Origin of the sequence: Curtobacterium sp. MCPF17_011 (genome assembly GCF_003234145.1) — a bacterium.
Taxonomy (GTDB): domain Bacteria; phylum Actinomycetota; class Actinomycetes; order Actinomycetales; family Microbacteriaceae; genus Curtobacterium.
On record NZ_QKSK01000005.1, the window covers coordinates 79202 to 103889 of the forward strand.

26 protein-coding genes are annotated in these 24688 nt (G+C 70.1%); 6 read left to right on the top strand and 20 right to left on the bottom strand.

Annotated features, from left to right (window positions below):
* Positions 1-20: 20 nt before the first annotated feature.
* From DEJ25_RS07740 to DEJ25_RS07800, 14 genes are all read right to left on the bottom strand, one after another.
* A complete protein-coding gene (locus tag DEJ25_RS07740; RefSeq protein ID WP_111044331.1) occupies positions 21-293 on the bottom strand; it encodes a PTS sugar transporter subunit IIB in 273 nt (90 codons plus the stop codon).
* Entirely contained in the window at positions 290-739 is a 450-nt protein-coding gene (locus tag DEJ25_RS07745) for a PTS sugar transporter subunit IIA (RefSeq protein WP_110902717.1), read from the bottom strand. Before DEJ25_RS07745 ends, DEJ25_RS07740 begins: the two co-directional genes overlap by 4 nt.
* Before the next feature lie 4 nt (positions 740-743).
* Positions 744-1856, bottom strand: coding sequence for an adenosine deaminase (locus DEJ25_RS07750; protein WP_111044332.1), 1113 nt, complete (start codon positions 1854-1856; stop codon positions 744-746).
* A 135-nt stretch (positions 1857-1991) separates the two neighbouring features.
* Positions 1992-3278 carry a thymidine phosphorylase gene (locus DEJ25_RS07755; RefSeq protein ID WP_111044333.1) on the bottom strand — a complete coding sequence of 429 codons (1287 nt, stop codon included), beginning with the start codon at positions 3276-3278 and terminating at the stop codon, positions 1992-1994.
* Position 3279: 1 nt separating this feature from the next.
* A complete protein-coding gene (locus tag DEJ25_RS07760; protein ID WP_111044334.1) occupies positions 3280-3819 on the bottom strand; it encodes a cytidine deaminase in 540 nt (179 codons plus the stop codon).
* Positions 3820-3963: 144 nt separating this feature from the next.
* The gene (locus tag DEJ25_RS07765) at positions 3964-5253 is read right to left on the bottom strand and encodes an ABC transporter permease (RefSeq protein ID WP_111044335.1); all 1290 of its coding nucleotides are present in this window, start codon (positions 5251-5253) and stop codon (positions 3964-3966) included.
* On the bottom strand, positions 5250-6665 hold the full coding sequence (locus DEJ25_RS07770) for an ABC transporter permease (protein ID WP_375334550.1): 1416 nt from the start codon (positions 6663-6665) through the stop codon (positions 5250-5252). Before DEJ25_RS07770 ends, DEJ25_RS07765 begins: the two co-directional genes overlap by 4 nt.
* The gene (locus DEJ25_RS07775) at positions 6662-8182 is read right to left on the bottom strand and encodes an ABC transporter ATP-binding protein (RefSeq protein ID WP_111044336.1); all 1521 of its coding nucleotides are present in this window, start codon (positions 8180-8182) and stop codon (positions 6662-6664) included. Before DEJ25_RS07775 ends, DEJ25_RS07770 begins: the two co-directional genes overlap by 4 nt.
* A 93-nt stretch (positions 8183-8275) precedes the next feature.
* Entirely contained in the window at positions 8276-9349 is a 1074-nt protein-coding gene (locus tag DEJ25_RS07780; protein ID WP_111044337.1) for a BMP family protein, read from the bottom strand.
* Positions 9350-9620: 271 nt separating this feature from the next.
* On the bottom strand, positions 9621-9794 hold the full coding sequence (locus tag DEJ25_RS16645; RefSeq protein ID WP_181427375.1) for a hypothetical protein: 174 nt from the start codon (positions 9792-9794) through the stop codon (positions 9621-9623).
* A gap of 356 nt (positions 9795-10150) precedes the next feature.
* Complete coding sequence (locus tag DEJ25_RS07785) at positions 10151-10657, bottom strand: hypothetical protein (RefSeq protein ID WP_146240636.1); 507 nt, start codon at positions 10655-10657, stop codon at positions 10151-10153.
* Positions 10647-11054 (bottom strand): hypothetical protein, encoded by a 408-nt coding sequence (locus DEJ25_RS07790; protein ID WP_111044339.1) that lies wholly within the window; start codon positions 11052-11054, stop codon positions 10647-10649. The genes DEJ25_RS07785 and DEJ25_RS07790 overlap by 11 nt, the downstream gene beginning before the upstream one ends.
* Before the next feature lie 28 nt (positions 11055-11082).
* Positions 11083-11616, bottom strand: a complete 534-nt coding sequence (locus tag DEJ25_RS07795; RefSeq protein WP_146240637.1) for a hypothetical protein — start codon at positions 11614-11616, stop codon at positions 11083-11085.
* A gap of 87 nt (positions 11617-11703) precedes the next feature.
* Positions 11704-12819 (bottom strand): mannose-1-phosphate guanylyltransferase, encoded by a 1116-nt coding sequence (locus DEJ25_RS07800; RefSeq protein ID WP_111044433.1) that lies wholly within the window; start codon positions 12817-12819, stop codon positions 11704-11706.
* Between the two features lie 160 nt (positions 12820-12979).
* Here DEJ25_RS07800 and DEJ25_RS07805 point away from each other — a divergent pair, with 160 nt between their 5' ends.
* From DEJ25_RS07805 to DEJ25_RS07830, 6 genes are all read left to right on the top strand, one after another.
* On the top strand, positions 12980-14221 hold the full coding sequence (locus DEJ25_RS07805; RefSeq protein ID WP_258366446.1) for a glycosyltransferase family 1 protein: 1242 nt from the start codon (positions 12980-12982) through the stop codon (positions 14219-14221).
* A 75-nt stretch (positions 14222-14296) separates the two neighbouring features.
* Entirely contained in the window at positions 14297-14758 is a 462-nt protein-coding gene (sdhC, locus tag DEJ25_RS07810) for a succinate dehydrogenase, cytochrome b556 subunit (RefSeq protein ID WP_110902704.1), read from the top strand.
* A 13-nt stretch (positions 14759-14771) separates the two neighbouring features.
* Positions 14772-15218, top strand: a complete 447-nt coding sequence (gene sdhD / locus DEJ25_RS07815; RefSeq protein WP_111044342.1) for a succinate dehydrogenase, hydrophobic membrane anchor protein — start codon at positions 14772-14774, stop codon at positions 15216-15218.
* 58 nt (positions 15219-15276) lie between these two features.
* The gene (sdhA, locus tag DEJ25_RS07820; protein ID WP_111044343.1) at positions 15277-17070 is read left to right on the top strand and encodes a succinate dehydrogenase flavoprotein subunit; all 1794 of its coding nucleotides are present in this window, start codon (positions 15277-15279) and stop codon (positions 17068-17070) included.
* Position 17071: 1 nt separating this feature from the next.
* Positions 17072-17845, top strand: coding sequence for a succinate dehydrogenase iron-sulfur subunit (locus tag DEJ25_RS07825; RefSeq protein WP_110902701.1), 774 nt, complete (start codon positions 17072-17074; stop codon positions 17843-17845).
* A 51-nt stretch (positions 17846-17896) separates the two neighbouring features.
* Positions 17897-18538: a TNT domain-containing protein gene (locus tag DEJ25_RS07830; protein WP_181427376.1), complete on the top strand. Its 642-nt coding sequence runs from the start codon at positions 17897-17899 to the stop codon at positions 18536-18538.
* A gap of 77 nt (positions 18539-18615) precedes the next feature.
* Here DEJ25_RS07830 and DEJ25_RS07835 read toward each other — a convergent pair whose 3' ends face one another.
* The 6 genes from DEJ25_RS07835 to DEJ25_RS07860 all read right to left on the bottom strand — a co-directional run bounded on the left by DEJ25_RS07835 (position 18616) and on the right by DEJ25_RS07860 (position 24647).
* Positions 18616-19278: a DUF805 domain-containing protein gene (locus DEJ25_RS07835; RefSeq protein ID WP_111044345.1), complete on the bottom strand. Its 663-nt coding sequence runs from the start codon at positions 19276-19278 to the stop codon at positions 18616-18618.
* Between the two features lie 150 nt (positions 19279-19428).
* Positions 19429-20148 (bottom strand): DUF805 domain-containing protein, encoded by a 720-nt coding sequence (locus tag DEJ25_RS16990; RefSeq protein ID WP_258366447.1) that lies wholly within the window; start codon positions 20146-20148, stop codon positions 19429-19431.
* Between the two features lie 224 nt (positions 20149-20372).
* Positions 20373-21305: an NADP-dependent oxidoreductase gene (locus tag DEJ25_RS07845; protein WP_110902769.1), complete on the bottom strand. Its 933-nt coding sequence runs from the start codon at positions 21303-21305 to the stop codon at positions 20373-20375.
* A gap of 122 nt (positions 21306-21427) precedes the next feature.
* Complete coding sequence (locus tag DEJ25_RS07850; RefSeq protein ID WP_110902699.1) at positions 21428-22579, bottom strand: mannitol-1-phosphate 5-dehydrogenase; 1152 nt, start codon at positions 22577-22579, stop codon at positions 21428-21430.
* On the bottom strand, positions 22576-23013 hold the full coding sequence (locus tag DEJ25_RS07855; RefSeq protein ID WP_110902698.1) for a PTS sugar transporter subunit IIA: 438 nt from the start codon (positions 23011-23013) through the stop codon (positions 22576-22578). The genes DEJ25_RS07850 and DEJ25_RS07855 overlap by 4 nt, the downstream gene beginning before the upstream one ends.
* Before the next feature lie 74 nt (positions 23014-23087).
* Positions 23088-24647 carry a PTS mannitol transporter subunit IICB gene (locus DEJ25_RS07860; RefSeq protein WP_181421476.1) on the bottom strand — a complete coding sequence of 520 codons (1560 nt, stop codon included), beginning with the start codon at positions 24645-24647 and terminating at the stop codon, positions 23088-23090.
* Positions 24648-24688: the final 41 nt, after the last annotated feature.

Sequence of the window (24688 nt, forward strand, 5' to 3'; positions counted from 1 at the left end):
CGATCGTACCGGGCGGCCGGTCAGCCCAGCGCCTTCTCCACAGCCGCCGTGATCTCGCTCTGGTCGAAGTGGTTCCGGATCAGGATGACCTCGGCGTACGTCGTCCCGATGGCCTCGACGAACTCCTGGCTCGTCAGGATCACGTTGGCGTCGTCGGACACGTCCCGCACCGAGGCGACGTCCGCCGCGACGACCTCGGCCGTCAGTCCGAGCGAGGCGAGCGCCTTCTCCGCGTTCACCTTGAGGATGGCGCTCGCACCGATGCCCGCGCCGCAGATGGTCACGATCTTCATGCCGTCGTCACTCCCATGATGGCCCGGACCTCGTCGGCCGTGACGGCGGCAGCGAGCCGCCCGGTGACCGAGGCGTCGTTGAACAGGTTCGCGATCGCGCCGATCGACTCGAGGTGCGTCCCGACCTCGGCCACGGCCAGGCCGAGCACGACCGAGACCGGGTCGTTGTGCGGGTGCCCGAACACGACCGGTGCGGCGAGGGTCACGACCGCCAGACCGTCGCGCAGCACGCTGGACCCGGGCCGGGCGTGCGCGAACGCCAGCCCCGGCGAGATGACGATGTACGCCCCGTGTTCCTCCACCATGCCGATCATGGCGTCGGTGTACGCGTCGGTGGTCGCGCCGGAGGCCACGAGGGCGCCGCCGGCCGTCCGCAGCGCGTCACGCCACGACGACGCGGACGCCCCGAGGACGACGGCCGGGTCCGGCAGCGGCGGCAGGCCCATCGACTCAGGCCTCCGCGTACCCGGCGGTGATCGCGGCGATGATCTCCTCGCGGTCCTCCAGCGGCAGGAAGGTCCCGAGCGCGGCGTTGATCTGGAACGCGGCCAGGTCCTCGAGGTCGTAGCCGAACGTGCCGGCCAGCAGCGCGAGTTCCTTCGACAGCGAGGTGTTGCTCATCAGGCGGTTGTCGGTGTTCACCGTGACGCGGAACCCGAGCTGGTACAGGACGTCGATGGGGTGGTCGGCCAGGTCGTCACCCCACGCGGCGATGGCGCCGGTCTGCAGGTTCGAGGACGGCGAGACCTCGAGCGGGATCTCACGGTCGCGGACCCAGGACGCGACCTCGCCGAGGGTGGCGAGCATCGAGCCGTCGCCGCCGTCCGCCAGCGAGACGTCCTCGAACACGCGGACACCGTGGCCGAGTCGCAGTGCGCGACCGTCGACGAGCGCCGAGCGGATCGACGCGAGACCGTCGGCTTCACCGGCGTGCACCGTGACCGGGAACAGCTCGGAGGCCAGGTAGTCGAACGCCGCACGGTGGTCCGACGCCGGGAACCCGGCTTCGGCGCCGGCGATGTCGAAGCCGACGACGCCGTGGTCGCGGTGGCGGACGGCGAGCTCGGCGATCTCCATCGACCGGTCGGCGTGCCGCATGGCGGTGACGAGCTGGCCGATCCGGATGGACCCGCCGGCGGCGTCGACCGCTTCCTCGATCCCGGCCTGCACGGCTTCCACCGTCTGGTCGAGGGTCAGGCCACGCTGCAGGTGCTGCTCCGGCGCCCAGCGGATCTCACCGTAGACGACGCCGTCCGCGACGAGGTCCTCGACGAACTCCTTCGCGACGCGGGTCAGACCGGCTGCGGTCTGCATGACCGCGGTGGTCACGTCGAAGGTCTTGAGGTACTCGACCAGGGAGCCGGAGTTCGCCTGGTCGGCGAACCACGTGGCGAGCTCGGTCGGGTCGGTGGTCGGCAGCTCGACGCCGTCGGTCGCGGCGAGCTCGATGATCGTCGCGGGGCGGAGGCCGCCGTCCAGGTGGTCGTGCAGCGAGACCTTGGGGAGGTCGTTGATGACCGCTCCGGCGTCGGGCAGGCGGTAGATGGGGGCGGCGTCGCTCATGCGCCCAAGGCTACCGGTGGTCACCGGCCCCCGCAGGGCGCCGTCGACAACGGTGTGGACGACGACACTGGAGGCTCCTCACACGTCGTGTGGGGAGCCTCCAGTCCGGATGGTGCGATGCGGGCAGGCGGGCCGCTACTGGATCCGTTCGCGGACGATCGGTCCGCGCTCGGGCGCGGACTCCCCGATCGACCAGGCCCCCTCGAGCGACTCGAGGGCCCGCTCGAAGCGGGCCGGCTCGTCGGTGTGCAGCGTCCACAGCGGCTGGCCGGCGGTGACGGTGTCACCCGGCTTGACGTGCAACTCGATGCCGGCGCCGGCCTGCACCGGGTCCTGCGCCCGGGCCCGTCCGGCACCCAGGCGCCAGGCCGCGATGCCGAAGGGGAGCGCTTGCTGGGTGGTGAGCACACCGGACTCGGTGGCGGTGACGACGTGCGTCTCCGCTGCGACCGGCAGTGCGACCGAGGCGTCGCCGCCCTGCGCCTCGATCATCCGCCGCCAGGTGTCCATCGCCCGGCCGTCGGCGAGTGCGGCGGCCGGGTCGGCGTCGGTGACCCCGGCCAGGCGCAGCATCTCCTCGGCGAGCGAGAGGGTCAGCGACACGACGTCGGCGGGACCGCCGCCGGCGAGGACCTCGACGGACTCACGGACCTCGAGGGCGTTGCCGATCGTCAGGCCGAGCGGGACCTCCATGTCGGTGAGGAGCGCCGAGGTCGCGACCCCGGCGTCCTTGCCGAGGTCGACCATCGTCTGCGCCAGGAGCTTCGACTGCTCGAAGTCCGCCATGAACGCACCGGAGCCGAACTTCACGTCGAGGACGAGCGCAGCAGTGCCCTCGGCGATCTTCTTCGACATGATGCTCGACGCGATGAGCGGGATGCACTCGACCGTGCCGGTGATGTCACGGAGGGCGTAGAGCTTCTTGTCGGCGGGTGCCAGGCCGGAGCCCGCGGCGCAGATGACGGCACCGACGTCCTGCAGCACCGACGTCATGCGCTCGTTCGAGAGCGCCGCCTGCCATCCCGGGATCGACTCGAGCTTGTCGAGCGTGCCACCCGTGTGCCCGAGCCCGCGGCCGGAGAGCTGCGGCACCGCGACGCCGAACGTGGCGACGAGGGGCGCGAGCGGCAGGGTGATCTTGTCGCCGACGCCTCCGGTGGAGTGCTTGTCGACCGTGGTCTTGCCGAGCGAGCCGAACGACATCCGCTCCCCCGACGCGATCATCGCGAGCGTGAGGTCCCGGATCTCCCGACGCTCCATGCCGTTGAGGAAGATCGCCATCGCGAGCGCGGCCATCTGCTCGTCGCCGACGTAGCCGCGCGTGTACGCGTCGACGAGCCAGTCGATCTCGGCGGTGGACAGGGTCCCGCTGGAGCGCTTCGTGCGGATGAGGTCGACGGTGTCGAACGGCTCGACGGCCATGTCAGTGCTCCTGCCGGTAGGTGGCGAGGGTCCGCGGGCCGAAGGCGTCCGGCAGGACCTCGTCGATGGTTCGGATGCCCGAGACCGTCTCGAGGAGCATGCCCTCGGTGGAGTGCTCGAACAGCAGCTGGCGACAGCGGCCGCACGGCATCAGGGTCGCCCCGTCGCCGTCGACGCAGGTGAACGCGACGAGCTTGCCGCCGCCGGTCATGAACAGCTGCGACACGAGCGAGCACTCGGCGCACAGGGTCACACCGTACGAGGCGTTCTCGACGTTGCAGCCGGAGACGATCCGGCCGTCGTCTGTGAGCGCCGCGGCCCCCACCGGGAAGGACGAGTACGGCACGTAGGCGCGGCCCATCGCGGTCGTGGCCGCCTCGCGGAGAGCATCCCAGTCCACGTCGACGTCGACCTGGGCGCTCCCGTCGATCGGTGCCTCGGCGTCGGCCGGGAGGCTCGTGGCCGGGTCCGTCCAGACCGGCTCGCCGGTCTCGGGGTCGGTGCCGGCCCCGTGGTCTCCCGCAGCGTTCGTGTCGGTCATGTGGCGTGCCTCCCGTGCGTGGTGCGGTGTCGCGCGCTCTCGCGCGCCGTCGTGCGGTGTCGTACAGCGGGACACCGGTGTCGGTCCATCGAACCGCGTGTCGACGCGGTTCGACCGACGGACACCGGTGTCCCGCCGATCAGCTCAGTTCTTGATGTAGGGCTTGCCGGACGCCGCCGGACCGCGCGACTGCCCGACCAGACCGGCGACCGCGAAGATCGTCACGACGTAGGGCAGCATCAGCAGGAACTCGCTCGGCACCGGCGAGTTGATCGCACCGAGCGTGTTCTGCAGGTTCGACGCGAAGCCGAACAGCAGGGCTGCCAGCGTCGCCTTGATCGGGTCCCACCGGCCGAAGATGACCGCGGCCAGGGCGATGTAGCCCGCGCCCGCCGTCATGTCCTTCGTGAACGGACCGACCGCGTCGAGCGTGAAGTAGGCGCCGCCCAGACCCGCGATCGCACCGGCGAGCGAGACGTTCCAGAAGCGGGTGCCGGTGACGTTGATGCCGACGGTGTCCGCCGCCTCCGGGTGCTCGCCGACCGCGCGGAGGCGGAGGCCCCAGCGGGTCTTGAACAGGGCGAAGGTCACCAGGGCCACCGCGATGTACGCCAAGTAGACGATGACGGTCTGCTCGAAGAACACCGGACCGATCACCGGGATCTGGTGCAGCACCGGGATCTCGGTCTTCGGGAAGCGGATGCCGATGTTCAGCGTCGTCTCGGACGGCGAGAGCACCTGTGAGTACAGGAACCCGGTGAGCCCGGAGATGAACGCGTTGATGACCACACCGACGATGACCTGGTCGACGAGGTACTTGATGCTGAACGCCGCGAGGACGAACGACACGAGCACACCCGCGATGAGCGCACCGATCAACCCGACCCAGGCGGACCCGGTCAGCGAGGCGATGAGCGCCGAGGTGAACGCACCGGCGAGGAACTGCCCCTCGATGGCGATGTTCACGACGCCGACGCGCTCGGAGATGACCCCGCCGAGGGCGCCGAACACCAGCGGGACGCTGAGGCCGATCGCGCCGACCAACAGGCCGGGCAGCGGGATCGTCTTGCCGGCGGCTGCCCAGGTGAGGAACCCGACGACGAAGACGACCGCGAAGACGCTCGTCAGCCACAGCGGCACCGGACGGTACCGCCCGACGAGGAAGAAGGCGACGGCGGTGCCCAACGACAGCAGGACGACGACGACCACGCCGGTCGCCAGCGACGGCAGACCGACGTTCGGCAGCTGCACGAAGTCACCGGCGTTGGCGAGTCGGAACGTGGTCGTACCGCCACGGCGGACGCCGAGGAACAGCACGGCGGCGAGCACCGAGAACACGGCGAACGCGATCGGCGCCTTCCAGCTGCGGGTGGTCTCGACGGCTCGGTCGGCGACGGGGGTCGCCGGGACCGCGGTGGGACTGAGGGTGCTCACGCGGCGACCGCCTTCCGCTTGGTGCTCTTCGGGGTGCGACGCCGAGCGCCCGGCTGCGGGATCCGGAAGACCGCGCGGACGAGCGGCGGGGCCGCGATGAACAGGACGATGAGGGCCTGGATGACGCCGACGATGTCGATCGGGATGCCGTTGGCGGCCTGCATGGCGTAGCCACCGTTCTTGAGCACCCCGAACAGGATCGCGGCCCAGAAGGTGCCCCACGGCTTCGAGCGGCCGAGCAGCGCGACGGTGATCGCGTCGAACCCGATGCCGGCGTCGATGCCCGAGGTGAAGCCGGTCGTGACGGCTCCCTCGACCTGGTAGGCGCCGGCGATGCCGATGAGGGCACCCGAGATGACCATCACCCAGATGGTCAGCATCGGGACGCTCATGCCGGCGACGCGAGCGGCACGGGGGTTCTCGCCCACCGTGCGGAAGCGGAACCCGAGCGACGACTTGTTCATCAGCCACCACACGACGACGACCGCGATGAGGGCGACGATGAAGCCGAGGTCGATGCCGAACCGCGAGCCGAACAGCGACGGCAGGACCGCCGAGTCGCGGGTCGCCGGCGAGATCGGGTTCGGGCTGCCGCCGGCCTGCAGGAGGCCGGGGGTGCGGAGCATGAAGCTCACCAGGTACAGGGCGACGTAGTTGAGCATGATCGTCAGGACGACCTCGTTGGCACCGGTCCGGGCCTTGAGGAGCCCGACGATGCCTGCCCACACCGCACCGCCGACGATGCCGGCGAGGATCGTGAGCGGGATGTGCACGACGGCTGGCAGGTCGAACGAGAACCCGACCCAACCGGCGGCCGCGGCGGCCATCAGGACCTGTCCCTGGCCACCGATGTTGAACAGCCCCGTGCGGAACGCCACCGCGACGCCGAGACCGGCGGCGATGAGCGGCACCGCGTAGTCGACGGAGCGCGTGATCGGGGCGATCGCGGTCGCGAACGACGGGGCACCGAAGTTGATGACCGAGCCCTGGAACAGCGACGAGTACGAGCCACCGACGGCCGTCCCGACCGCCCGGAGCGTGTCGAGCGGACGGGCGAAGAAGTACCCGGCTGCGGCCTGGACGTCCTTGTCGGTGAGGGCGATGAGGACACCGCTGGCGACGAGGGCCAGGACCACTGCGAGGACGGTGGTCAGGACCGAGCCGTTCACGATGCTCCGCAGCGCGTCGCTCCAGCGTCCTTCGCGGCGCTCGCTGTCGGTCGCCGAGTCGGTCATCAGGTGCGGTGCGCCGGTGACCTCCTGCAGGCGGTCGTCGACGGCGGGGGTCACGTCGGCACGCGCCGTGTCGGCACGCGTCGTGTCGGCGTCGGCCGGGAGGCCCGTGGTCGCGTGGGTGGGTGTGGTGCGGTCCGACGGCGTGGTGCCGTCGTGCTGCGGCGTGGGGTCGCTCACGCGGCGAGCTCCGTTCCTGCGGGCAGTTCGCCCGCCATCATGAGTCCGAGGACGTCCCGGGGTGTGGACGCGGGGACGATGCCGACGATCGCGCCGCGGTACATCACGGCGATCCGGTCGGCGAGCGCGACGACTTCGTCGAGCTCGGTGGAGACGACGATCACCGGGACGCCGCTGTCGCGGGTCTCGACGATGCGCTTGTGGACGAACTCGATCGAGCCGACGTCGATGCCACGGGTGGGCTGCGCGGCGACGAAGAGTCGCAGGGGGCGGCTCAGTTCGCGGGCCAGGACGATCTTCTGCTGGTTGCCGCCGGAGAGCCGGCCGGCCGCGGTGGTACGGCCGGGCGTGCGGATGTCGAACTCGGCGATCTTCTCGTCGGCGAAGGCGTCCCGCTCGGCGGCGCGGATGGTGCCGGCACGGACGAAGTCGGCGGCGTCGGCGCGGTCGAGCATGAGGTTCTCGGCGATCGTGAACTCGCCGACCAGACCGTCTTCCTTGCGGTCCTCGGGGACGAACCCGACACCGGCGTCCAGGATCTGCTTGACACTGCGGCCGGTGACCTCGCGCCCGTCCAGGGTGATCCGGCCGGAGCGCACCGGCTCGAGGCCCATGATCGCCTCGGTCAGCTCGGTCTGGCCGTTGCCCTGCACGCCCGCGATCGCGAGCACCTCACCCCGGCGGACCGTGAACGAGACGTCGTCGACCAGCACGAGGCCGGTGGGGTCGGTGACGGTGAGACCCTCGACGACCAGGGCCGCTTCGCCCGGGGTGGCCGGGGCCTTCTCGACGACGAGTTCGACGCTGCGGCCGACCATCAGCGCCGCGAGCTCGCTGTTCGACGCGGTCGGGGACGCTTCCCCCACGACCTTGCCGAGGCGGATCACGGTGATGCGGTCGGCGACCTCACGGACCTCGCGGAGCTTGTGCGTGATGAAGACGATGGCGGTGCCGGCCTCGCGGAGCTGGCGCATGATGCCCATCAGCTCGTCGGTCTCCTGCGGGGTGAGGACGGCCGTCGGCTCGTCGAACACCAGCACGGAGGCGTCACGGGAGAGCGCCTTGATGATCTCGACACGCTGCTGGACACCGACCGGCAGGTCTTCGACCCGGGCGTCGGGGTCGACGTCGAACCCGAACCGCTCGGAGATCTCACGGACACGTCTGCGGGCACCGGCGAGGTCGAGACGGCCACCGAACGCCGTCTCCTCCTGCCCGAGCATGACGTTCTCGGCCACGGTGAAGACGGGGACGAGCATGAAGTGCTGGTGCACCATGCCGATGCCGGAGCGCATGGCGTCGCCCGGTCCGTCGAAGTGCTGGACGACGTCGTCGAGCAGGATCTCGCCCTCCTCGGCCTGGTACATGCCGTAGAGGACGTTCATCAGGGTCGACTTGCCCGCACCGTTCTCGCCGAGGAGACAGTGCACCTCGCCCGGTTCGACGGTGATCGAGATGTGGTCGTTGGCGACCAGGCTGCCGAACCGCTTCGTGATGCCGCGGAGTTCGAGCTTCATGTCGGTGAGTCTATTTCTGTCTCGGGCGCGCACGGGTCCCCGTGCGCGCGAGAACGCGGGCGGAGGAGTGATCCCCCGCCCGCGTTCGTCGGACTACTTGACGGATGCCTCGGTGTCGACCTTGACCGAGCCGTCGATGATGCCGGCCTTGATCTCGTCGAGCTCACCCTGCAGACCCGAGTCGACCTTGGACTCGTAGTCGTGGAACGGCGCGATGCCGACGCCGTCGTTCTTCAGCGTGCCGACGTAGGGGGTCTTCGAGTAGTTGCCCTTCGCGGCCTGCTCGACGACGTCCTTGACCGCGGGCTTCATGCCCTTCTCGATGGAGGTGAAGGCGATGTCCTTGTAGCGGGGGTCGGCCTCGTAGAGGTCGCTGTCCGCGCCGATGAGGACGGAGCCGTTGTCGGCGTCCTTGATCGCCTCCGCGGCGGACTGGTAGATCGGGCCACCGACGGGCAGGATCACGTCGGCGTCCTGGTCGAGCAGCGACTGCGCGACCGACTTCGCCTGGGTGCCGGCCTCGAAGCCACCGGTGAAGGAGCCCTTCTGGCTCTCGACGTCCCAGCCGACGACCTTGACGTCCTTCTTCTTCTGCTCGTTGTAGTACGCGACGCCGTCCGCGAAGCCGTCCATGAAGATGGTGACGGTCGGGATCTGCATGCCGCCGAAGGTACCGACGGTGCCGGACTTCGAGTACGACGCGGCCGCGTAGCCGGCGAGGAACGCCGCCTGCGAGGTGTCGAAGGTGATCGGCTTGACGTTCTTCGCGTCGATCGAGTTGTCGTCGATGATCGCGAAGTCGGTGTCGGGGTTCGCCGCGGCCTGCTTCTTCGTCGAGGCGGCGAGGTTGAAGCCGACCGTGACGATGAGGTTGCAGTTCTGGTTGACGAGCTGCTGGATGTTCGAGTCGTAGACGGTGGCGTCCTTGGACTCGGCGTCCTTGTACTGGGCACCGAGCTCGGACGCGGCGTCCTTCATGCCCTCGAAGCCGAGCTGGTTAAACGACTTGTCGTCGAAGCCGCCCGCGTCGGACACCATGCAGGGCAGGAAGTCGGACTTCTTGGACGATGTCGAGTCGGACGGTGCGGATGCGCAGCCGGCGAGCACGGCGACGGTGCCGACGAGCGCGAGGCCGCTCATGGCGACGCGGCGGGTACGAGATGACACGGGGGTTCCTCCGGGGAGATCGGGAGTCGGCCCGGAGTCACTGCGCACCGGGCGATCGTGAGGACAGTACACGACCGGCCGGGCGGTACAGGACCGGTCCGGAGCCCCTCCGACATCGGTTACGCGATCGCGACCGCGTCGTAACGCGCCGGAAACGCGATGGCTCGTCCGTGACCCCAGTTCGCGGGGTTTCGTGATGGAGCGCTACAGCCGGGCCCCGGTCTGGAGGATCGTGCAGGCATCCCGCACATCCGCCGGTCCGCAGGGTGGTTCAGAAGTCCTCGTCCGCGTCGCCGGGGAAGCACAGCGAGAGAGCCTGGACCGCGTACTGCCCCTCCGACACCGTCAGCCGGATCGAGTCGGTCCGCCCGCCACCACGACCCACGATGGTCGGGCGGTCCGCCGTCCCCCAGTGGTCGATCGTCATCCCCCAGTCGATCGCCATCCCCTGGTGCTGCCACCATGCCTCGGTCGCAGCGACGTCGCCGGCCGCGTCGCCCGGTGCCCGCGCGGGTGACGAGGTACCGCCACTTCGCACCCTGGTCGCCGCCGGGGAGCCGGCAGTCCTCCAGGTAGTCGGGGCCGGTCCGCGGCTGCCACCTCCCGCCGAGACGGCCGGTGACCGCCTCGACGTCGTCGACCATCTGCTGCTGCGCGACGTCCCGGTTCACGGTCGGTGCCCGGGTCGTCGTCGGTTCGGGTGCCGGTGCGTGCGCAGTGCAGCCGACGAGCGCCAGGACGACGAGAGTGCCGAGCCCGACAGCCCCCGCTTGCCAGCGGCGGCGCCGGCGGATCACGGTCTCACAGTTCATCGGCGTCCCCCGGGAAGCAGAGCGAGACGGCCTCGACGCCGTACAGGTCCTTCGCGACCGAGAGGCTGATCGACTTCGTCGTCCCACCGCCGCGTCCCGTGATCGTCGGCTCGTCGGCCGTGCCCCAGTGGTCGATCGACATGCCCTGCTTCCGCCACCGGGCCTCCGTCGCGGCCACGTCCGACGCGACCTCGCCGACCGAGGGACGCGTGACGAGGAAACGCCACTGTGCCCCCTGGTCCCCGTTCGGCAGTCCGCAGTCCTCGGCGTACTCGGGGCCGGTCTCGTGCTGCCACGCGCCGCCCAGCGCGGTGGTCGTCTCGTCGACCGCGGCGACCATCTGCCGTTGCGCGGTGACCTGATCGACGACCGGTGCCGCGGTCTCGTTCCCGGGCGGTGCCGGAGCGGGGGACGCACAGCCGACGAGCGTGCCGACGACGAGCACGCCCAGCGTGGCAGCGGTCCAACGTCGTGGAGTGGCCAGGTCAGAGTTCATCGGGGTCTCCCGCGAAGCACCGCGACAGTGCCTGGATCCCGTACTGCTGGTCAGCAACCGAGAGACTGATCGAGTCGGTGGCGTCCCCACTACGACCCACGATGGTCGGATGAGCGGTGAATCCCCAGCGCTGGATGGTCATGCCCTGCTGCTTCCACAGCCCCTCGACCTCGGCGAGGTCGCTCGAGACGTCCCCGACCGGACCGGTCCCCTGCCGCCAGTCTCCGCCCAGGCGTCCGGTCAGGTCGTCCACGGCGTTGATCATCTGCTGCTTCGCGTCGCGCTCGTTCACCGCCGGTGTCGCCGGAGGTGTCGGCTCGGGCACGCCTGCCGGACGACACCCGGTCAGCAGCAGGACCACCCCGAGCACCAGGGCTGCGGTACTCGCCGTCGCCAACGACCCGCTCGCTCTGCGGCGTACTCGGTCAGAGTTCATCGGCATCGCCAGGGAAGCAGAGCGATACGCTCTGGATCACGTACAGGTCCGGCGCGACGGAGAAGCTGATGGAGTCGGTGCGATCGCCGCCGCGGCCCACGACCGTCGGCTCGGTCTTGGTTCCCCAGCGATCGACGGACATGCCCTGCTCTCTCCAACGCGCTTCGACCTTCGCGACGTCTGCGGCGACGTCTCCGATCTGCGCGCGCGTGACGAAGAAGGTCCACTCCGCTCCGCGATCGCCGTTCCGCAGTTCGCACGCCTCGGCGTAGTCCGGCCCCGAGCGCACGCGCCAGTCGCCACCGAGACGCTCGGTCGCGTCGTCGACGACCTCGACGATCCGTTGCTGCGCGCTCTCGGAATCCACGACGGGGGTGCCGTCCGATTGCGGTCCGGGGGTCGTGTGTTGCGCGCAGCCAGCGACCGCGCCGCTGAACAGTGTGAGCATCAGGAGTGCTGCGGCCAGCCGACGATGACGCGTCCCCGTCGACACATCCCCGTCGTCGTACTCGATGTCGACCATCTGCTCCCCCCAGGTCACCCGCGGCCCCCCGCTGCGACCACCCACGGTAGTGCGGCATGCCACTCCTGGCACGCTGACGGGCGCTCCTCAGAGCACGTCGTCCCGCCCACTGATCTTCAGCGCGTCCACCACGCCCTTGACCCGCTGCGCGTTCGCGCTCGTGGTGACGAGCAGCGCGTCCGGGGTGTCGACGACGACGATGTCCTCGACCCCGATCAGCGAGATCAGCCGGTTGCTCTGCGACACGACGATGCCGCTCGCCGAGTCGGCCAGGATGCGGGCGTTGTCGCCCAGCACGGCCAGGTTGTTCTTGCGCCCACCGGACTGCAGCTTCGCGAGCGAGGCGAAGTCGCCGACGTCGTCCCAGTCGAAGTCGCCGGGCACGACCGCCATGCGTCCGGCGGCGGCTGCGGGCTCGGCGACGGTGTAGTCGATCGCGATCTTCTTCAGGGTCGGCCAGATGCGGTCGACCACGATCCCGCGCGCGGAGGTGTCCCACGCGGCGGCGAGCTCCTCGATGCCGGCCAGCAGCTCGGGCTCGTTGCGCCCGATCTCGGCGAGGAGCACATCGGCGCGGCTGATGAACATGCCCGCGTTCCAGAGGTACGACCCGTCGGCGACGTACTTCTTCGCGGTCTTCAGGTCGGGCTTCTCGACGAAGGACCGGACGGCGTGTGCGGTGGTCGCGCCCGCGACGTCGAGCGACTCGTCGGCGGCGTGGATGTAGCCGAAGCCGATGGCCGGCTCGGAGGGCGTGATGCCGATCGTCGTGATGAACCCGGCGCGGGCGGCGGCGACGGCTTCGCGGACGGACCGGCGGAACCCGCGGGCGTCGCCGATCACGTGGTCGGCGGCGAACGAGCCGATCACGACGTCGGGCTCGCGGCGGTGCAGGACCGCGGCGGCCAAGCCGATCGCCGCGGTGGAGTCCTTGGGCTCGCTCTCGAGCACGACGTTGTGGTCCTCGACCCCGGGGAGCTGCGACTCGACGGCGACGCGGTGGGCGCGGCCGGTGACGACCATGATGCGGTCGGGTCCGGCGAGCGGCTCGAGCCGGTCCCATGTCTGCCGCAGCAGGGACGACCCGGAACCAGTCAGGTCGTGCAGGAACTTCGGGGCGTCGGCGCGCGAGAGCGGCCACAGGCGCGATCCGATGCCGCCGGCCGGGATGATCGCGTAGAAGTCGTCGAGTGCGTCCGTCACGCGCCCACCGTACCGGCGCACCCATGCGGCAGCTGCGCGTCGTCTGGACGTGTCGTGGACGACCCCGGTGTCGGCGCACGGTCTGTTCACCCCTCGCGCGCACCGCGTTCACGTCGCACCCCCCGGTCGTCCACGCGTCGGCGTGAGCATGGGCCGTGCCATGAACGCACGCAGCGTGGAGCGAGGCAACGAGTCCCCCCGGACCGTCGCCGTCGTGACCGAGAGCTTCCTGCCCACCCTCAACGGCGTCACCACGAGCGTCCTCGCGGTGCTCGAACACCTGCGACGTCGCGGCCACCGGGCCGTCGTCATCGCCCCGGACACCCCCGGCCTGGCGGCCTGGCGGTCGCGCTCCGAGCAGGAGCGGCACCTGGGCTTCGACGTGCACCGGATCCCCGCGGTCGCGTACCGGCAGTTCCCGGTCGCGCTCCCGCACCCGGTCCTCGACACGATCCTCGCCGCCTCGGGCGCGGACGTGCTGCACGCCGCCAGCCCCTTCCTGTTGGGTGGGCGCGCGATCACGGCGGCCGGGAGGCTCGGCATCCCCTCCGTCGCCGTCTTCCAGACCGACGTGGCCGGGTTCGCACAACGGAACGGCCTGTCCGCAGCGGCCCCACTGGTCCGCCGGGTCCTCGGGCGCATCCACGCGGGAGCGTCGCTGACGCTGGCGCCGTCCTCGGCGACGGCCGCGATGCTCGCGGAAGCGGGCGTCCCACGGGTGGCCCGCTGGGGTCGTGGTGTGGACACGGCCCTCTTCCACCCGGACCGTCGCTCCTCCGCCCACGTCCGGGCCCTGCGCCGGCGGATCGCCCCGAACGGGGAGACCGTCGTCGGCTACGTGGGTCGGCTGGCACCGGAGAAGGAGGTCGAACGGCTCGCGGAACTCGGCGGCATGCCGGGCATCCGGGTCGTGGTCGCAGGAGGGGGTCCCTCCCGGGCGCTGCTCGAGCGGCGCCTGCGCCACCTGGACGTGACCTTCACCGGTCCGCTGCGCGCCGATGCGCTGGCGGACGCGTACGCGATGCTCGACGTGTTCGTGCACACCGGGGCCGCTGAGACGTTCGGGCAGACCCTGCAGGAGGCCCACGCGGCCGGCCTGCCGGTGGTGGCCCCGGCCGCCGGCGGACCGCTCGACCTGGTGTCGCCGGGTCTGGACGGCGAGCTGTACGACCCGGCAGCGCCGCTGGCGCTCCGCGCGGCGGTGGCGCGGTTGCACGCCGACCGGGCACTCGCCGAGCGGATGGGCTCCGCGGGTCGGCTTCGGGTCGAGGGCACGACGTGGGAGTCGGTCGGTGACGAGTTGCTCGCCCACCACGAGACGGCGCGGACGATCGGGGCTCCGCCGGCCGTGCCCCGCACCGCCCGCACCGGGTGGCACGAGAACGTCGGTGCCCGGACGTAGGATGGTGTCGTTCCACACGAACACGACGGCAACGGCGCGCCGATCGGTGCGCCGGCCCTACGGGAAGGCGAGCTCATGGCCGAGCAGACCGCAGGCGGGACGGCGACAGCCACCCCGCAGGTGACCATCGACGGTACGTCGATCGACGCACCTCGGACGCGAGCGCCGCAGGGCACGCTCTACCGCGGCTCGATCGGGATGTGGTCGTGGGTGCTGCACCGGATCACCGGCGTCGCCATCTACTTCTTCCTGCTGGTGCACATCCTCGACACGGCACTGGTCCGGCTCTCGCCCGAGGCCTACAACGCCGTCATCGGCACGTACAAGACGCCGCTGATGAACCTGGGCGAGATCGCCCTCGTCGCCGCCATCGTGTTCCACGCGTTCAACGGGCTGCGGATCATCCTCATCGACTTCTGGTCGAAGGGGCCGAAGTACCAGCGCGCCATGTTCTGGGTCGTCCTCGTGCTCTGGGCAGTGGCGATCGCGGGCTTCCTGCCGCGCCAGCTCATGAACCTCGTCGCCGACTTCAACTGAACCGAGGGCCGTCATGACCACCGAGACCGTCGCACCGCCCCGCAGCGCCGACGCCGCCCGCCGCACCACCAACTGGGAGAAGTGGGGCTGGATCTACATGCGGGCGTCGGGCGTGCTGCTCGTCGTCCTCATCTTCGGCCACCTCTTCGTGAACATGGTCGCCGGCGAAGGCGTCAAGCAGATCGACTTCGCCTTCGTCGCCGGTAAGTGGGCGAGCCCGTTCTGGCGGATCTGGGACACGCTGATGCTCTGGCTCGCGCTGATCCACGGCTCGAACGGCATGCGCACGATCATCAACGACTACGTCGGCAAGGCCGGGGTCCGCAAGACCCTGCTCGGCGCCGTGCTCGTCGCGTGTGTCCTCCTCATCGTCCTCGGCACGCTCGTGTGCTGGACGTTCGACCCGTGCCCCGCCGGCGCTGCCGCTGCGGACCTGCCGTCCTTCTGCCCCGCGCAGTAGACGTCGTACCGCACCCGCCGACGCCCCGCACGCTCCACCTCCTGATCGAAAGACCCCTGTGACCGACATCACCGTGCACCACCACCAGTTCGACATCGTCATCATCGGCGCAGGAGGCGCCGGCATGCGGGCCGCCATCGAAGCCGGGCCGAAGGCGAACACCGCCGTCATCTCGAAGCTGTACCCGACGCGCTCCCACACCGGAGCGGCGCAGGGCGGCATGGCGGCCGCCCTCGCGAACGTCGAAGAGGACTCGTGGGAGTGGCACACCTTCGACACCATCAAGGGCGGCGACTACCTGGTCGACCAGGACGCCGCCGAGATCCTGGCGAAGGAGGCCATCGACGCGGTCATCGACCTCGAGAACATGGGCCTGCCGTTCAACCGGACGCCCGAGGGCAAGATCGACCAGCGACGGTTCGGTGGCCACACCCGTGACCACGGCAAGGCCCCGGTCCGCCGTGCCTGCTACGCGGCCGACCGCACCGGCCACATGATCCTGCAGACGCTGTTCCAGAACTGCGTGAAGCTCGGCGTCAACTTCTTCAACGAGTTCTACGCGCTCGACCTCATCATGGTCGACGTGGTGGGCGACGACGGCGTCACCCGCAAGCAGCCGGCCGGCGTCGTCGCGTTCGAGCTCTCGACCGGCGAGCTGCACGTGTTCCACGCCAAGGCGATGGTCTTCGCGACCGGTGGCTTCGGCAAGATGTACAAGACCACCTCGAACGCGCACACCCTGACCGGCGACGGCGTGGGCATCGTCTGGCGCACCGGGCTGCCGCTCGAGGACATGGAGTTCTTCCAGTTCCACCCGACCGGGCTCGCGGGCCTCGGCATCCTGCTGACCGAGGGTGCCCGTGGTGAGGGCGCGATCCTCCGCAACGCCTCGGGTGAACGGTTCATGGAGCGCTACGCCCCGACCATCAAGGACCTCGCGCCGCGTGACATCGTCGCCCGCTGCATGGTGCAGGAGGTCGCCGAGGGGCGTGGAGCCGGGCCGAACAAGGACTACGTGCTGCTCGACTGCACGCACCTGGGCGCCGAGGTCCTCGAGACGAAGCTGCCCGACATCACCGAGTTCGCCCGCACCTACCTGGGCGTCGACCCGGTCGTCGAGCCGGTGCCGGTGATGCCGACCGCGCACTACGCCATGGGCGGCATCCCGACCAACGTCAAGGCCGAGGTCCTCTCGGACAACGACACCGTCGTCCCGGGTCTCTACGCCGCCGGCGAGTGCGCCTGCGTCTCGGTGCACGGCTCGAACCGTCTCGGTACGAACTCACTGCTCGACATCAACGTGTTCGGCAAGCGCTCGGGCAACAACGCCGCCGAGTACGTGCAGACGGCCGAGTTCCTGCCGTTGCCCGAGGACCCCGCGGCGAACGTGCGCGGCATGCTCGAGCAGCTCCGGGCCTCCACCGGGACCGAACGGGTCTCCGTGCTCCGCAAGGAGCTGCAGGAGGAGATGGACAAGAACGCGCAGGTCTTCCGCACTGACGAGTCCCTCGCCCGCGTGACGGAGACGATCCACACGCTCCGGAACCGCTTCATGCAGGTCTCGGTGCAGGACAAGGGCAAGCGGTTCAACACCGACCTACTCGAAGCGGTCGAGCTCGGGTTCCTGCTCGACCTGGCCGAGGTCGTCGTGTACTCGGCACGGAACCGCAAGGAGTCCCGCGGCGGCCACATGCGTGACGACTACCCGAAGCGCGACGACGAGAACTACATGCAGCACACCATGGCGTACCTGACGGGCGACCCGCACTCGTCCCTCGCCGACGACCACATCACGCTCGACTGGAAGCCGGTCGTGATCACCCGGTACCAGCCGATGGAGAGGAAGTACTGAGATGACCGACACCCTGGTCTCCGACGCGCCCCGCACCGACACCGTGCAGGACGCCCCTCCCGGATCGTTCTCCGTCACGGTGATCGTCCGCCGGTTCGACCCGGACGTGGACGACGAGCCGCGCTGGCAGGACTTCGACGTCATGATGCTGCCGACCGACCGCATCCTGGACGCGCTGCACAAGATCAAGTGGGAGCAGGACGGGTCCCTGACCTTCCGACGTTCCTGCGCCCACGGCGTGTGCGGCTCCGACGCGATGCGCATCAACGGCCGCAACCGCCTGGCGTGCAAGACGCTGATCAAGGACCTCGACATCTCGAAGCCGATCTACGTCGAGGCGATCAAGGGCCTGCCGCTCGAGAAGGACCTCATCGTCGACATGGAGCCCTTCTTCAAGTCGTTCCGGGAGGTGCAGCCGTTCCTGCAGCCGAAGTCGGCGCCGGAGAAGGGCAAGGAGCGCATCCAGTCGGTGGCCGACCGTGCCCGCTTCGACGACACCACCAAGTGCATCCTCTGCGCCGCGTGCACGTCCTCGTGCCCGGTGTTCTGGACCGACGGCCAGTACTTCGGCCCCGCGGCGATCGTCAACGCGCACCGCTTCATCTTCGACTCCCGCGACGACGCGGCCGACGTGCGCCTGGACATCCTCAACGACAAGGAAGGCGTCTGGCGCTGCCGCACGACCTTCAACTGCACCGACGCCTGCCCCCGCGGTATCCAGGTGACGAAGGCGATCTCCGAGGTCAAGCAGGCAGTCATGCGCGGCCGGGCGTAGCACTCCGATGCCGACAGGAACGTCATGGGCGGGCGCGCTAGGCTCCCGCTCATGACGTTCGCGGACACCCGCCCCATCCTGGATCAGCTCGGCTACACGGTCCGGTACGTGCAGCTCCCCGGCGAGACGCTCCACGAGCCGCCGGTGGAGGGTGCACTGCGCATCGTCCCGGTCGACGCCGGCTCCTTCGCGCTCGAGGTCGTCGACTACGGGACCGCCCGTCGCCTGGCCACGGCCGGCAACGAGGCCGACGCGGTCGAGATGCTCCGTCGCTTCCTGAACCGGCCGTTCCCGGACGCGCGCGACATCCGTCGCAGCGACCTCGACCAGATGCGGGACGGGTCGGCGTCGACCTACCCGCAGCTGGCGCAGCAGGTCGCCGCGACCGGTGACGCCGGTCTGACCATCCAGATCCCCGCCGGCGTCCCCGTCGACCGCATCGGCGGACCGGACGGCTACCTCCTGCACCCGCTCGAGACGCCGCTGCCGGCACGATCGCTGCCGCCGCACACGGCCGCCTCCCCCGAGGTGCACCGGTACGTCGTCGAGCGACCGTTCCTCGTCACCGTCCGGTTCGTGCGGCCGTGGTTCGACCAGCCGGGCGGTGCGCTCCGGTTCGAGATCGCGAACCCGACCTCGACCGTCCGCGACCTGGTCGTCGACGGATCGCTGGCCCGCGTCCGCGTGGTCTGAGTCGTCAGTCCGTTTCGTCCCGCGATGAAGCCCTCCTCCCCGACCGGGGCAGGAGGGCTTCGTCGTGGCGTGGTGCGTCAGCCGCGCTCGGGGCGGTCGAACCGCTGGCCCTCGGGCTTCGAGGGCAGGACCGTCAGCACGAGCACGATGATGCCGCCGACGATCGGGATGAACCCGAGGAAGTAGAACGGACCGGCCAGGTTCGCGTCGTGCAGACGCCGCCAGGTGATGGCGAGGTTCGGGATGACCACCGCGAGGCCGAAGACGACCAGGAGCACGGTAGCGATCCAGTACAGCGCGCTGAACGATCCGGTGGTCGTTCCCGTGGTCGGGTCAGTCCGCAAGTCCGACATGGCGCCACCGATGCCGAGCAGCGCGTACAGCACGGCCACCACGATGAAGCTGGCGAGGGACCACCACCAGAACTCGCTCCGGCTGGCGCGACCGTCGAACCGGACGTACTTCTTGAAGAACCGCTTGACCGCGTTCGGGAACGAGATGCCGTACCACGGGGCCCACAGCGGCGGCTCACCGTTCGGCCCGGTCTGGACGCCCTGACCGTAGCCCTGCGGCTGCTGGCCGTACTGGCCCTGCTGGCCGTACTGCTGCTGCTGGCCGTACTGCTGCTGGCCCTGCTGGCCGTACTGCTGTCCCTGCTGCTGCTGTCCGTAGGGGTCCTGCTGCCCGTACGGCTGCTGGTCGTCCGGCTTGCCGTACGGCTGCTCCGGGTTGTCGCTCACGGTGTCTCCCCTGGTGTCGAGTGGTGCTCGGCTCTGAGTCAACCAGGAACGGTCCACACCGGGGGGAACGTGACGACCCCCGACCGAGGGGCAGCCCCACGGGTCACGACGGCGGCCCAACCACCTGGCAGGGCCGCCGTGAGACGTCGATCAGCCGCGGTTCGGCTGGTCGAAGCGGGCACCCTCACGGACGGACGGGATGCAGCCGATCACGATGGCGAAGAGCACACCGATCGGCGGGATGATGAACAGCAGCGCCAGCAGGCCCGAGAAGTTCACGTCGTGCAGGCGGCGCACGGTGAGCGCGATGAACCCGACGAGGGTCGCGAGCGCCCAGAGTCCGCCGACCACGTTCGAGTCGCTGCCGCCGATGACGGTGTCGATCAGGTTCGTGACGATGTTGCCGATTGCCCACCAGAGCGCCCAGAACCAGAACTCGCTGCGGCTGGCACGACCGTCGAAGCGCACGTACTTCTTCCAGAAGCGCGTGAACGCCTTCGGGAACGGGATGCCGTACCAGGGCGCCCAGAGCGGGGGTTCGCCCTGCGCCACCGGCTGCTGCCCGTACGACTGCGGCTGGGCGAACTGCCCCGGCTGCTGACCGTACTGGCCAGACTGACCCGGCTGCCCGGGCTGCCCGTACGGCGACTGCTGCCCGTACTGCCCGGGCTGCGCGTACGGGGCCTGCTGGCCGTACGGCGGCTGCTGCGTCGGCTGCCCGGAGGGCTGCTGGCCGTACGGCGGCTGCTGCGTCGGCTGCTGCCCGTAGGGAGACCCGGAGGGCTGCTGCCCGTACGGCGACCCCTGCGACGGGTCGGGCTCGTCACCCGGACGCTTGGCGTACGGGTCCTGGGGGTACTGGTCGCTCACGGCGGTTCCTTCCGGGGTGCGGGGTCGGTGTACCCGCGGCGATCCGGACGGTGGTGCCGACCGCCGGGACCCGTGTCCCGCCGTCCTGCTCCCCCGCACACTGACCCCGCGCGCTGGACCCAGTGTGCCAGCCCCGGCTCCGTCAGGACAGCAGCGCCGCGACGGCACAAGTCCACGACACCCGCACAGCACCTGCCCGCGTCGACACCGCTCAGGGCCAGGGGTCAGGGCAGCAGCGCCAGCTTCCCGCCCGGGTGCCCCGACTCGAGCAGCTCGAGGGCTGCCCGTGCCTCGGTGAGTGGGTAGGTCCGGGCGACCGGCACGACGAGCTCGCCGCGCCCGGCCAGGTCGATGAGGCGCGCCCGCACCGAGTCCCGGAACGCGGCGCTGTCGGGCTGCGCTCCGCCGATCGCGGTGATGCCGGCCGCCTCCGCACGCCCGAAGGCGGCGATGGTCGCGATGCGACTCCGGTCCGCCACCAGGGACAACGAGACGTCGACGGCTTCGTCCGACCCGACGCAGTCCAGGGCCACGTCGACACCGGAGGCGGCGAGTTCGCGGACGCGGGCCTCCAGTCCGTCCCCGTACGCGACCCACGTACCGCCGTGTCCGCGGACGGTGTCGGCGTTCGCCTCGGAGGCGGTGCCGATCGCACGCGCGCCGACCGCGCGGAGCTGCTGGAGCAGGCTGACCCCGACCGCCCCGGAGGCGCCGTGCACGAGCACCGTGTCGCCCGGCCGCACGCCCGTGACGCGGATGAGGTCCGCCGCCGTCGTGCCCGCGAGCAGCAGGTTCGCGGCCTCCGGGAACCCGAGCGACGGCGGCTTGGCGAACACGTCCGCTGCGGGCAGCGTGAGCTCCTCGGTCCAGCCACCGCGGACCCGAAATGCCAGGACCTCGTCCCCGACGGTGACCGGGCCGGACGCGATCGTCGTGTCGGGTCCGACGGCGCTGACGACGCCGGCGACCTCGTACCCGATCGGCACGGGGAAGTCGGACGGGTCGCCCCGCTGCGTGTGCTTCGCGTCGGCGGGGTTCATCCCGGCGGCCCGGACGCGGACGGTCACCTCGCCGGGGCCCGGGGCCGGCACCTCGACGTCGACCAGTTCGAACACGTCACTGCCGCCCGGACGCGGTGCCACCCACTGCTTCGTCATGTCCGCGACGGTACTCGCGGACGTGACGGCGTCGTCGAGCGTTCGGTAGACCCGCACCGAGACGCGACGGGAGGCCCGGTACCAGCTGGTACCGGGCCTCCCGTCGGGTCAGATGACGCCCGTCAGGCGCGGGCGGCGCCGACCCGGCCCGTGAACGAGGCGTGCAGCGGGTGCTCGCCACCGAGGCCGGTGATCTCGGAGGCGATGTCGGCGTCCGATCGGTCCGAGTGCAGCAGCGCCTGCAACTCGACGCTCTGCTCGTCGTCCGCGACGTCGAACCGGAGTGCGGCACCCATCGCGTCGAGGAGCGCGGTCGGCTCGGTGCCGTTCTCGGCGAGGGCGGCGGCCGGCGACACGAACCGCTCGTCGCGGGAGAGCTTGCGCAGCGGCTGGCGGCCGACGCGGGTGACCGTGTCCGGCAGGTGCGGGTTCTCGAAGCGGCCGATGATGGCCTCCACGTAGGCCCGGTGCACCTCGGGGTCGAGCTCGTGTCGACGGACGAGCAGGTCGCTCGTCTCGGCGAGCACGGCCTCGAGCGCCGAACGGACCGCGGGCATCGCGACGGCGTCGGAGATCCGGTCCGCACCGGCGAGGAACCCGTGGTAGGCGACGGTGGCGTGCCCGGTGTTCACCGTGAAGAGCTTGCGCTCGATCGACGCGGCGAGGCCGTCGACGTAGTGCGCGCCCGGCAGCTCCGGCTCGGCACCGTGGAAGGGCGTGCGGTCGATGGCCCATTCGAAGTAGGTCTCGACGGTGACGTCGAGCCCGCCGCCCGGAGCCTGTGCCGGGACGATGCGGTCCACGGCGGTGTTCGCGAAGACGGCCTTCGCCAGGGCCTCCGCCCGCTCGTCCTCCGGCAGCGCGTCGACGATGAACTCGCGGAGACGGTCGGTGGCGTTGATCGCGTTCTCGCATGCCATCACGGCGAGCGGCGCGGCGTCGACGGAGCGCTGCTGCAGCCCCCTCGCGATGACGGGGGCGATGAACTTCAGGACCGTCGGGCCGACGGCGCAGGTGACGATGTCGGCGGTCGCGATCTCGGCGACGACACCGGCCTCGTCCTGTGCGCTGTTCACGGCGCGGAACCCGGTGACGACGTGGTCCTGGGCGCCCGCGCCGACCTCGTGCACGGTGTACGAGTCGGCAGCGGCCAGGGCGTCGATCAGCGGAGCGGCGACGTCGGCGAAGACGACTTCGTACCCGGCCTGGTGGAGCAGCAGACCGACGAAACCGCGGCCGATGTTGCCCGCACCGAAGTGGACGGCGGTGCTCACTCGTTGACCTCACCGAGGATCGCGAGGACGGCGGCCGCGTCGGGGGCCTCGGTCAGTGCCTGCACCTGGTCCTCGTCCGAGAACACGATCGCGATCTTGCTGAGGATGTCGAGGTGCTCGTTGTTCACGCCCGCGATGCCGACGACGAAGCGGACGTCGTTGCCGTCCCAGTCGATCGGGGTGGCGTAGCGGACGAACGACAGCGCAGAGGCCTTGATGGCGTCCTTCGCGTCGTTCGTGCCGTGCGGGATCGCCAGGTAGTTGCCCATGTACGTCGAGACGCTCTTCTCGCGCTCGAGCATGGCGGGGTAGTAGTCCGCGGTGACCGCGCCGACCTCCTGGAGGATCGCAGCCGCCTCCTTCATCGCCTCCGACTTGGTCGGCGCAGCGTCCTCGGTGTGGATGCGGATCTGGCTCTCCTGCAGGACGGGCATACGGTTCTCCTTGTTCGTGGTGGACGGCGGAAGAGGGGACGGTCGCCCGTCCCCTCCCCCATCGTGCTCTTGTCTTACTGGTTCTTGAGCTGGTCGACGACCTGGTCGTACTGCGGCGCGTTCATGAAGTTGCCGACCGACACGTGCTGTGCGTTCGGGTTCTTCTGCTTCGCGCGGTCCGTGAGCTCCTCCTGGGTGATGATGAGGTCCTCGTCACCCGAGAGGTTCGCGATCGCCTTGTTGACGACCGTGACACCCTCGATACCAGCCTTCTTGATCTTGTTCCGCAGGACACTCGCACCCATGGCGCTCGAGCCCATGCCGGCGTCGCAGGCGAAGACGACGTTCTCGACGCGCGTCGCCGTGGCGGTGCTGGCGGAACCGACGCCCCCGAGGGAGGCCTCGGCCTCTTCCTCGTTGGCCGGGGAGTTGGTGCCGAGCAGGCCCGAGGTCGCGGCGTTGACGTCGCGGCCCTTGTTCTGCTGGAGCTTCGCCATCGCGGCGCTCATGTCGCCGCCGTTGCCGGAGGCCAGGTCACGCTTGCGGCTGGCGATCAGGAAGAACGACGCGACCGCGAAGGACACGGCAGCCGACAGGACGACGGACAGGATGACACCGACGTAGCTGTCCTTCGCCGTCGCGGTCAGGACCGCGATGATCGAACCGGGCGACGCCGGGGCGACGAGGCCGGACTGGAAGGCGACGTTCGTGGCGACACCGGTCGCACCGCCGAGGATGACGGCGACGAAGAGGATCGGCTTCTGCAGCACGTACGGGAAGTAGATCTCGTGGATGCCACCGAAGAACTGGATGAGGATCGCGCCGGGAGCGGTCGAGCGAGCGATGCCGACACCGAAGAAGGTGAAGGCGAGCAGGATGCCGAGACCGGGGCCGGGGTTCGCCTCGAGGAGGAACAGGATGGACTTGCCGGACTCCTGCACCTGCTGCGCACCGAGCTGGTCGAGCACGCCGTGGTTGATCGCGTTGTTGAGGAAGAAGACCTTCGCCGGCTCGATGATGACGCTGGCGAGCGGCAGCAGCGAGCTGTCGACGAGGAACTTCACCGCGGCGCCGAGGCCCTCGGCGATGAGCTTGAACAGCGGGGCCAGCCAGAAGAAGCCGATCAGCGCGAGCACGAAGCCGAGGATGCCGGCCGCGTAGTTGTTGACGAGCATCTCGAAGCCGGGCTTGATCTTGCCGTCCCAGATCTTGTCGATCTGCTTGATGAGGTACGCACCGAGCGGACCGCAGATCATCGCGCCGAGGATCATGATCGTGCCGTTGGCGCCGATGATGACCCCCATGGCCATCACGGAACCGACGACCGCGCCGCGGGTCTCGTAGACCATCCGGCCACCCTGGAAGGCGATCGCGAGCGGGATGAGGTAAGTCAGGATCGGGCCGACGAGGCCGATGTTGGCCACGCCGTTCGTCTCACCGAAACCGCCGAGGACGCCCACGGGCGTCCAGCCGGTCTCGATGAAGAAGGCGGTGATGAGGCCCCACGCGATGAAGATCGCGATGTTGGGCATCACCATGCCGGACAGGAACGTGCCGAACTTCTGGACGGCGACGCGAGCGCCACCCCGCGACTTGTCGCGGGTGTCTGGCGCTGCAACGGACGACGTTGTCATGTGCGTTGACTCTCTGTGTGTGGTGCTGCTGCAGGGATCGG